This is a genomic window from Thermoplasma sp., from assembly GCF_023256435.1.
Lineage (GTDB): Archaea > Thermoplasmatota > Thermoplasmata > Thermoplasmatales > Thermoplasmataceae > Thermoplasma.
Window position 1 is genome coordinate 1 of the sequence record NZ_JAGDXM010000029.1, and the last position, 8,413, is coordinate 8,413.

Here is an 8,413-nt window from a genome sequence, read left to right on the forward strand (position 1 = left end):
AGTCCAAGCGAGTTCGCCACTCTGCTGAGATCCTGTGTTCTGTCCTCGGGAACAGTCACGATGTAGGCATTCCTTATGGGTATTACCTTGGCATCAATGTCTTTGAACGTTTCTGGATCTACGTTCTTGTCTGGAATTATGTACGATTCGAAATGCCTTCCGTTGAATATGGATACATCGAAATCGTAACCCTTCATATATTCAAGTGCCGCAAGCCTGCTCTCTATGTCCTTCATCGATGCTGCTATATCATTCTCCTTCGTTACCGCAACCTTGAGATCATAATCTATATCGATCTTCGAGGCCTCATTGAGTATATCGGAAAGTGAGGAAAACTTGGCCCTACCGGATACATTCTTCTTTGGAAGTATGTTCTCATATCCACGGAAACGCTGGAGATAATCCATGACTGTCTTGGCCTGTTCTGAAGTTCTGCCAGGAGACAGCATTTTTTCTATATCCTCTTTAATCTCCTCTATCTGCATTACTCCCATGTCGTGCAGCGCGGATATTACCCTGTCTCTGTACGAATAGGGAGCTATTATCCTGATCTTCTGCATCCTAACAGGTCTCAACATACTATTCCTCTAAATACTCCGTGATGATGTCGAGCAGCATCTTCTCCAGATCCTTATCCTGAATGTTAAGCCTGATCTGTGAAGCCTTGGCTTTAGCGCCTTCGATTATTGCTGAAGCCTTCTGTTCAGCCTCTCTCCTCTTTGACTCAAGATATTCCTGATATTTTGCCTTCAGTTCTTCCTCTGTCTTTTCGAGATCGATGGTTTCCTTCTCCCTGGCTTCCTTGATGATCTTCTCCTGCTCCATCTTGAATTCGTTAATCTCTTCATCCGCACTCGTTTCCTTTTCCTTGATGATCCTTATTGTCTCAACATCGTCCATACACATCAGCTCCATACAAGCGCAAGTATGAATGCAGCAACAAGCACGTTCAACAGCATTATCAGGTTCCTTATGATCATGAACTTTTTGATAACTTTTGGATCCTTGGCTCTGCTGATATCGATATTTTTCGTGTACTTCTTAATTCCGATATCATACCAGGGGTTCTTACTCATTCTGCGCCTCTATCTTTCTCTTTATGGTCTTGAGGGTGGTGAACGTATCCCTTTCCCTCTCGTCCAGCATCATCTTTATCATCTTTGCCTGATACTCAAGCCTTGGTATCAGTATATTCTCTATGGCATTGCTCCTCCTCTTTGTCCTGTCGATCTCCACAAGTAGATTTCGAAGGGAATTTTCCTTTTCAACTATTAGGATGAGATCAAAGAATAGTTTCTGGAATCTCCTTATTGAATCATCAATCGCCACCGGAACCGATATCGTACGGTATACGTCTGAGAGTATTGAGAGATTGTATGACACATCCAGCGTCGGTATGTTGACGCCCATCACATTCCTGGAGTTCATGTTGATCCTTGAATCGCTTGACATGTTGGCGATCCTTTCGAGTGCGAGAGAACCCTCGAGTACGCTGGCAATCTTTATCATGTTGAGGGCATCAACAACCTCCTTTCTCAGGTTTTCCTTCATGCCCCTTATGGTCCTGCTTATCTGCAGGAATTCATATATCAGGGCAGATCTCTTCATCTTGAGCAGATCAAGCCCTTTCCTTGCAAGCCTTATCCTCCTTCTCGTACGAATCAGTTCTATTCGTGTGGGTCTTATGTCCATGGTCACTCCTTCTTCCATCTTCCATATTTCTGTATGTGATCCGGTTTAACCCTCTTCATATCCTGCACAGGAAGATCGGCGAGCAGTTCCCATCCAAGATTCAGTGTGTCCTCTATGGAACGGTCCTCGAAGAAACCCTGCTTCAAATATCTGTTTTCAAAGGTATCTGCAAAATGCAGGTACTTCCTATCGTTCTGGCTGAGAGCCTCCTCTCCCACTATAGCGGTTAGCGATCTCAGATCCTTTCCGGATGCATATGCGGCATAAAGCTGATCCGCCAGGCCTCTGTGATCCTCCCTGGTTCTGCCCTTGCCGATACCCTGGTTCATGAGCCTTGAGAGCGAGAGCAGAACATCTATGCCAGGATAAAGATCCTTTCTGTTCAGATCCCTAGATATCACTACCTGCCCCTCAGTTATGTATCCTGTGAGATCCGGCACAGGATGAGTTATATCATCGCCTGGCATGGTCAGGATGGGTATCTGTGTTATTGAACCGTTGTTTCCCTTTAGTTTTCCGGCTCTTTCATAGATGGTGCTGAGATCGGTGTACATGTATCCCGGATAACCTCTTCTTCCGGGAACCTCCTCCCTTGCGGCCGATATTTCCCTCAGCGCCTCGCAGTAATTCGTCATGTCCGTAAGTATGACCAGTATATGCATTCCCTTCTGGAAGGCCAGATATTCTGCTGTGGTAAGCGCTATCCTTGGCAGTATTATCCTCTCCATGGATGGATCGGAGGAAAGGTTCAGGAACATGACTGATCTTGAAAGCGCACCGGTCTCCCTGAACTGGTTAGTGAAGTAGTTTGCCTCCTCGCTCGTTATGCCCATGGCTCCGAAGACAACGGCGAAATTTTCAGATGAGTCCAGGACCTTGGCCTGCCTGGCTATCTGCGCAGCGAGCTGATTGTGCGGCAATCCTGATCCTGAGAATATTGGCAGCTTCTGTCCCCTTACGAGGGTGTTCATTCCGTCTATGGCTGAGATTCCGGTCTCTATGAACTCTGAAGGCTCCTCCCTCGAATACGGATTGATGGCGTTGCTTGTTATCTCCATCTTTTCCTTTGCTATTATCTCTGGGCCGCCGTCTATGGGTTCTCCTATGCCGTTGAATACCCTGCCAAGCATGTCCTCAGATATGGGCAGCCTGGCAACCTCTCCTCTGAATCTGACCTTCGTGCCTTCGGTTCCTATGCCAGTGGTGGCGCCGAATATCTGCACGATCGCCAGCCCCTTCCTTGTATCAAGTACCTGCCCCTGCCTGACTTCGCCGTTCTCCAGCTCTATGTCAACCATCTCGTTGTAGGCTGCATTTGGGACGTTCTCAACGAACAGAAGAGGACCGCTTATCTGTGAAACTGACTTATATGTTAGCTTCGGCATTTTTCTCACCAATAAAGTTTCCATACTCCTTGTGGATCTCGTCAACAAGATCTTTGTAATAGGATTCGATCTGAGATTCCGGCACTATCTTCATCCTGGACAGCTTTTCCCTCACGGCAAGTGATGCCAGATTGTCCATGGTTGCGCCAGAATCAAGCGCCCTGTTCTGATATTCATCGATCTCCATTATGGCCTTAAGCATCAGATACTGCTTCTTTAGGGAGCAGTATGCATCTATCTCATCGAATGCGCTCTGCTGAAGGAAATCTTCCCTTATTATCCTGGCAACGTCCAGTATGGATTTCTCTTTTTCAGGCATTGCATCATAACCTACCAGCTGCGCAACCTCCTGAAGTTCGCTCTCGCGCTGCAGGATCTCCATCGTCCTCTCCCTGAGCGCTGACCATTCTGAGGCCACATTCTTATCATACCAGGCCTTAAGATCTTCCGTATAAAGCGAATAACTGTTGAGCCAGTTGATGGATGGGAAATGCCTCCTGTTTGCCAGAGATGCATCAAGAGCCCAGAAAACCCTGGTCACACGGAGCGTGTTCTGCGAAACCGGCTCAGATATATCACCGCCCGGAGGAGATACCGCACCTATGACCGTGATAGAACCGTACCTCTCCTCAGGCGAAATAAGTCTAGCCCTTCCAGACCTCTCATAGAATTCAGATACCCTTCTGCCGAGATATGCCGGATAACCCTCCTCACCAGGCATCTCCTCTAGCCTGCCGGAGATCTCTCTCAGGGCCTCAGCCCACCTTGACGTGCTGTCGGCCATTAGGGCAACATCATATCCCATGTCCCTGTAGTACTCAGCTATTGATATGCCTGTGTATATACTGGCTTCCCTTGCCGCCACGGGCATATTCGATGTGTTCGCTATCAGGACAGTCCTGTCCATAAGGGGCTGCCCCGTATTCGGATCCTTTAGCTCCGGAAATGTTGTGAGTATCTCTGTCATCTCATTTCCGCGCTCTCCGCAACCTATGTAAACAACTATGTTGGCATCGCTCCATTTGGCGAGCTGATGCTGTATCACCGTATTGTGAAGAATTATGAAGCCATCTCCTCCCACGAAGTTATATCCGAAATCAGGAACCGTGAGGTCATAGACGTCAAAAACACCGTATCTGACGTCCCTTTCCACGATAGTGTCGAAGACCAGATTGATCGAAGCGACCAGGACATCAGAATTGCCGTCCTCAGATAGGTCAGCGCATGCTATCCTGTCCCCCTCAGACACATCCTGTGCAGGTTTTTCCACTATGCTACCTCCGGACTCTACGAACAGCTTATGTACAGGCGTTACGCTGACCGTGCGCCCTCCGGCTGTGACTATTCTGACAAGCGCATTGCTCTTGCCGTGGTATACAGCATATGATGTGCTCTCCACTATGTCTCTTCCGACCAGTGAATAGATCTTCAAAGGTTCCTTCAACCTTACGATCTCTTCAACACCGTTCCCCTCAACTTCGTTAGCGGGATCTTTCAAAGCGCTTCTGAAGATCTCCTCTATGCTCTTTTCGCCATCCCTCAGCAGCACGGGTGTATCTCCAGATACGCATTTTCCGCTTCCGAATGGCCCTGGCACTGCTGCCGTACCTCCCTTCGCGACTGGGAAGAGTGCATCTATGACGCGCTGTCCTGTCACAAGAGGCAGTTCAGGAGGGAGCTTCCTCTGCACCCTCCTTGCCTTCCTCACCGGCCAGGTCGTCATCATCTGAATTTCATAATTCTTACCGTTTCCTGCAACCGCTGCGATGGTATCCTCGACCGTGTGATCGCCGTCGGCTATCATGGTCACCTTGCCCGAGATACCCTCCGGCACCATTATACGGTGGGTTATAAGCGACGTCTCCTGAACGGTACCGAGTATCTGTCCGGGAGAAACGCTGTCTCCCTTCTTCACAGCGGGAATGAACTCCCATTTCTTCTTTCTGTCTAGCGCCGGCGGGTTGAGGCCGCGTGCTATGAAATCTCCGGACGTGTTCTTTATCACGTCAAGTGGCCTCTGTATGCCGTCGTAGATGGATCTCAATATTCCAGGACCAAGTTCGACGGACAACGGTCTCTTCGTATTTTCAACCCTCTCATCAGGCCTTATCCCGGCTGTATCATCATAAACCTGAATTGTGGATTTGTTTCCCTCTATCTTGATTATCTCCCCTATCAGGCCCATGTCGCCTACCTTAACGACATCATACATCTTTGCGTCTTCTACATCTTCGGCCACGACAACTGGACCCGAAATTCTGATTATCTTTCCCATGGATTCACCTCAAACATTTCCTATATCTATACCGAGGATCCTCTTCGCCATCTCCTCTATGGTCTCTTCTTCCTTCACTCCGGGAAGAGGTATGAAGACGACTAGAGGCTTTGATGAAATTTCAACATTCCTGAGCGTTCTCTTATCTAGCATATTCTTTACATTTTCAGAAACTATTATTATATTGCATGTTGGGTTTTCAAAGATCTCAAGAAATTTCTTGAGGAGGTCCTTGCCCTCAGCTATTATCGTGTGCTGGATTCCAAGGAGCCTGAAGCCAAGGACAATATCCCTTTCGCCCAGAACAGTTATGCAGCTCTCCATCACACCATCTCCGTTATGAGCAGTTTTTCCGCTATCTCCCTTGGCATGCCGTTGACCTTTGAGAGATATATGGTTCTCACGTTGTGCCTTTCAAACTCGCTTTTCAGGATGAAATAGAAGATGCTGTCAAGCGACAGCGGAAGCATGGACATGGTGTCCATGTAGCGCCTGGCAATTATGTTTCTCAGGGCAATATCGAAATGATAAAGATCGTTGGACTCCTGATACTCCTTCTTCTGGGGTTCAAGGTCATAATACGGCCTAAGAGAATCCACAACGGATATTACGTCCTGCGAGGAGTATATCTCACGAAGCTTCCCCGTGCTGATATTTCCACCCTCCATTATGCCGGACGATATCCTCTCAAAGGATATCTTCAGGACCTTACCCTTGAGCATCGTGACTATGTTCTGCCTGTCTATCTCGGATCTCACATAATTCAGCACAGGCCCCTCATCGCCGCGGTAATATTTCAGCGAAGAAATCAGGTTCATGTAGTAGTACCTGTCAAGAGAATAAAGCATGGGCGATATGTCTCCAGTCTTCCTGTAATCTTCAAGGAACTGCATCATGTATGTCCCATATCCGAATCTGGCCAGATAGTTGAGTATGGCCTCGACGTTTGACAGATTTATCATATTCCTATAATCTTCATTCGTGAGCGTCCCGGTCATTATGCCAAGAGGAACATCACGGAAGCTTATTAGGAAGGGCTCAGCATCCCTTATCCCATGGCCAAGGAATTTTGCGGAGATGACGGTCTTTATATTCTCTATATCCCACTTGCTCAGGTAGGCCGTGATCGCATTCTTTGCAAGTGGAGGCACGGAGAAAAGGGCTATCCTGTTGTTCCTGACCATGTGCCTGTTCACAGCCATCTCGGTCAATTCAGGATCTTTGAAGATGGCGGAAAGGCTGTCGAAATCTTCTCTATACGGTCCATTATAGAGGAAAGCGGACACATCCTTCGGATCCGACATGGAGAGCATCTGGTCTATCTGCTGGCGGCTGAAGAACTCTGTCTGATAAACCCTTAGCCTTCCAAAAGATCCTATGTAGGTGGAATCCATTTCAATCCTCTATCATGGAATATAGCCGTACCTTGAGCTGTTCCAGGATATCATTCTCTATCTTTGATAATCTGAGATCGAGTTCGACCCTGCCATCCTTCGTCGTGGCAAGAATGCCGCCGAACGGATCCACGTCTCCAAAATCAACATTCTTGTCTAGAATCTTATCGCGATCTGCTTTATTGGCCTTGATCACGCAGTCCGGCCCAAGGGATTTTCTGGACACATCGATCATCTTCTTCAGTATGTCCGCGTATTCCTTAGACTGTGGAAGGTTCTTTATCCATTCGTCGGCCTTGGCAGCGTACTGATCCAGTATCTCCTGAACCCTCATCCTTATGGTATTCCTTGCCTCGACGTTGGCCCTGTCTATGATTGAGCTGTATAATCTATCGCCTTCCTCCTTCATTCTGTTCTCATATTCCATCTGCAGGGCCTGGATCTTCTCTTCCCTCTCCCGCTCTATCTTTGCGGTTTCCTGAGACGCAGCATCCGCTATCTGCTTCTTCCGCTCTTCCTTATCGCGTTCTATATCATTCAGCACTTCTTCAAGGGACATGGAGATCAGATTATGTGTAGCAGCAGTATGATACCTAGGGCAAGACCTATAACCCAGAGTGTCTCAGGTATGACGAAGAAGAACAGCACCTGACCGAATTTTTCAGGCTTTTCTGCGATTATACCCATACCTGCGGCCCCAATACCCTGCTGAGCCATACCAGTACCTATCAGGCCACCGGCTATTGAGATCGAAGCCGCAATAGCTAAGAGAGCATCCACTGTAGTTACCATTAATACACCCAATCGGTCATTTTCGGAGCATATATAAAAGTAACCATTTGTATATTCGTTGTCGGAATCATTAATCTGTATAGAAAATACAAGAAAAAATTGTTATTTCCGATCTGTTGTCTCAGTATATAAATAAAATGTCGCATTCATGCTAATTATTTAAATAACACGATTATTAATTTGCACTGACAAATGCTTACATTCTTTATCACTCATAAAAAGTGTATTTAACCACCCAGCGATCTGTGATTATGTCATATGAAGATGCCCAGTACATAAGAGAAATGGCGATGAAGCACAGCGACATGTTCGGAGACGGCATCGCTCTGATCGCCTCTGAAAATATAATGAGCCCGCTGGCGAAGGAAGTCATGATCAGCGATCTCGAATCCAGGTACGCCGAGGGGTTGCCACATCACAGGTACTATCAGGGAAACTACTACGTCGATCTCATAGAGGACAGAACAAACGAACTTCTTTCAAAGCTTTTCAGGACGAGCCAGACCGATCCGAGACCAATATCAGGAACCAATGCAAATTCAGCCGCCATATACGCACTTGCAGGCCCAGGCGATCTTGTTGCTGCGCCTGCACTATCTGGCGGCGGCCATATAAGCGCTGCCGAATTCGGAATCCTTGGTATGCGTTCCGTGCGCACAATAAACTATCCCTACGATAAGGATACAATGACCATAGATCCGGACGAAGCCTCAAAGATGATAATTAAGGAGAAGCCAAAGGTGTGTCTATTCGGTCAGTCTGTATTCATGTTCCCGGTACCCCTTAAGGAGATGTCTGATGCATTCAGAGAAGCAGGCTGCAAGGTTTGGTACGACGGAGCGCATGTTCTCGGTCTTATAGCTGGCGGTAAATTC

At 47.4% G+C, this 8,413-nt stretch carries 9 protein-coding genes and 2 pseudogenes; 1 reads left to right on the forward strand and 10 read right to left on the reverse strand.

Annotated features, from left to right (window positions below; genetic code table 11):
• The 10 genes and pseudogenes from Q0C15_RS03625 to Q0C15_RS03670 form a co-directional block, all read right to left on the reverse strand.
• Nucleotides 1-578: pseudogene (locus Q0C15_RS03625) on the reverse strand (V-type ATP synthase subunit I); the annotation flags it as partial.
• A 1-nt stretch (nucleotide 579) separates the two neighbouring features.
• Nucleotides 580-900 (reverse strand): hypothetical protein, encoded by a 321-nt coding sequence (locus Q0C15_RS03630; RefSeq protein ID WP_297216278.1) that lies wholly within the window; start codon nucleotides 898-900, stop codon nucleotides 580-582.
• A 5-nt stretch (nucleotides 901-905) separates the two neighbouring features.
• Nucleotides 906-1,076: a hypothetical protein gene (locus tag Q0C15_RS03635; protein ID WP_297216280.1), complete on the reverse strand. Its 171-nt coding sequence runs from the start codon at nucleotides 1,074-1,076 to the stop codon at nucleotides 906-908.
• Nucleotides 1,069-1,692, reverse strand: coding sequence for a V-type ATP synthase subunit D (locus tag Q0C15_RS03640; protein ID WP_297216283.1), 624 nt, complete (start codon nucleotides 1,690-1,692; stop codon nucleotides 1,069-1,071). The genes Q0C15_RS03635 and Q0C15_RS03640 overlap by 8 nt, the downstream gene beginning before the upstream one ends.
• Before the next feature lie 2 nt (nucleotides 1,693-1,694).
• Nucleotides 1,695-3,077 (reverse strand): V-type ATP synthase subunit B, encoded by a 1,383-nt coding sequence (locus tag Q0C15_RS03645; RefSeq protein WP_297216286.1) that lies wholly within the window; start codon nucleotides 3,075-3,077, stop codon nucleotides 1,695-1,697.
• The gene (locus Q0C15_RS03650) at nucleotides 3,058-5,352 is read right to left on the reverse strand and encodes a V-type ATP synthase subunit A (RefSeq protein WP_297216290.1); all 2,295 of its coding nucleotides are present in this window, start codon (nucleotides 5,350-5,352) and stop codon (nucleotides 3,058-3,060) included. The genes Q0C15_RS03645 and Q0C15_RS03650 overlap by 20 nt, the downstream gene beginning before the upstream one ends.
• Before the next feature lie 9 nt (nucleotides 5,353-5,361).
• Nucleotides 5,362-5,676: a V-type ATP synthase subunit F gene (locus Q0C15_RS03655; protein ID WP_110642897.1), complete on the reverse strand. Its 315-nt coding sequence runs from the start codon at nucleotides 5,674-5,676 to the stop codon at nucleotides 5,362-5,364.
• On the reverse strand, nucleotides 5,676-6,746 hold the full coding sequence (locus Q0C15_RS03660; RefSeq protein ID WP_297216296.1) for a V-type ATP synthase subunit C: 1,071 nt from the start codon (nucleotides 6,744-6,746) through the stop codon (nucleotides 5,676-5,678). The genes Q0C15_RS03655 and Q0C15_RS03660 overlap by 1 nt, the downstream gene beginning before the upstream one ends.
• Before the next feature lies 1 nt (nucleotide 6,747).
• Nucleotides 6,748-7,305: a V-type ATP synthase subunit E gene (locus Q0C15_RS03665; RefSeq protein WP_297216299.1), complete on the reverse strand. Its 558-nt coding sequence runs from the start codon at nucleotides 7,303-7,305 to the stop codon at nucleotides 6,748-6,750.
• A 5-nt stretch (nucleotides 7,306-7,310) separates the two neighbouring features.
• Nucleotides 7,311-7,538, reverse strand: coding sequence for an ATPase (locus Q0C15_RS03670; protein ID WP_010900427.1), 228 nt, complete (start codon nucleotides 7,536-7,538; stop codon nucleotides 7,311-7,313).
• Between the two features lie 251 nt (nucleotides 7,539-7,789).
• On the opposite strand from Q0C15_RS03670, the pseudogene Q0C15_RS03675 reads away from it, so the two are divergent.
• Nucleotides 7,790-8,413, forward strand: a pseudogene (locus Q0C15_RS03675) (serine hydroxymethyltransferase); the annotation flags it as partial.

Coding starts and splice junctions, on each gene's coding strand:
- Q0C15_RS03630 (WP_297216278.1), bottom strand. CDS start 900: ATGGACGATGTTGAGACAATAAGGATCATCAAGGAAAAGGAAACGAGT.
- Q0C15_RS03635 (WP_297216280.1), bottom strand. CDS start 1,076: ATGAGTAAGAACCCCTGGTATGATATCGGAATTAAGAAGTACACGAAA.
- Q0C15_RS03640 (WP_297216283.1), bottom strand. CDS start 1,692: ATGGACATAAGACCCACACGAATAGAACTGATTCGTACGAGAAGGAGG.
- Q0C15_RS03645 (WP_297216286.1), bottom strand. CDS start 3,077: ATGCCGAAGCTAACATATAAGTCAGTTTCACAGATAAGCGGTCCTCTT.
- Q0C15_RS03650 (WP_297216290.1), bottom strand. CDS start 5,352: ATGGGAAAGATAATCAGAATTTCGGGTCCAGTTGTCGTGGCCGAAGAT.
- Q0C15_RS03655 (WP_110642897.1), bottom strand. CDS start 5,676: ATGGAGAGCTGCATAACTGTTCTGGGCGAAAGGGATATTGTCCTTGGC.
- Q0C15_RS03660 (WP_297216296.1), bottom strand. CDS start 6,746: ATGGATTCCACCTACATAGGATCTTTTGGAAGGCTAAGGGTTTATCAG.
- Q0C15_RS03665 (WP_297216299.1), bottom strand. CDS start 7,305: ATGTCCCTTGAAGAAGTGCTGAATGATATAGAACGCGATAAGGAAGAG.
- Q0C15_RS03670 (WP_010900427.1), bottom strand. CDS start 7,538: ATGGTAACTACAGTGGATGCTCTCTTAGCTATTGCGGCTTCGATCTCA.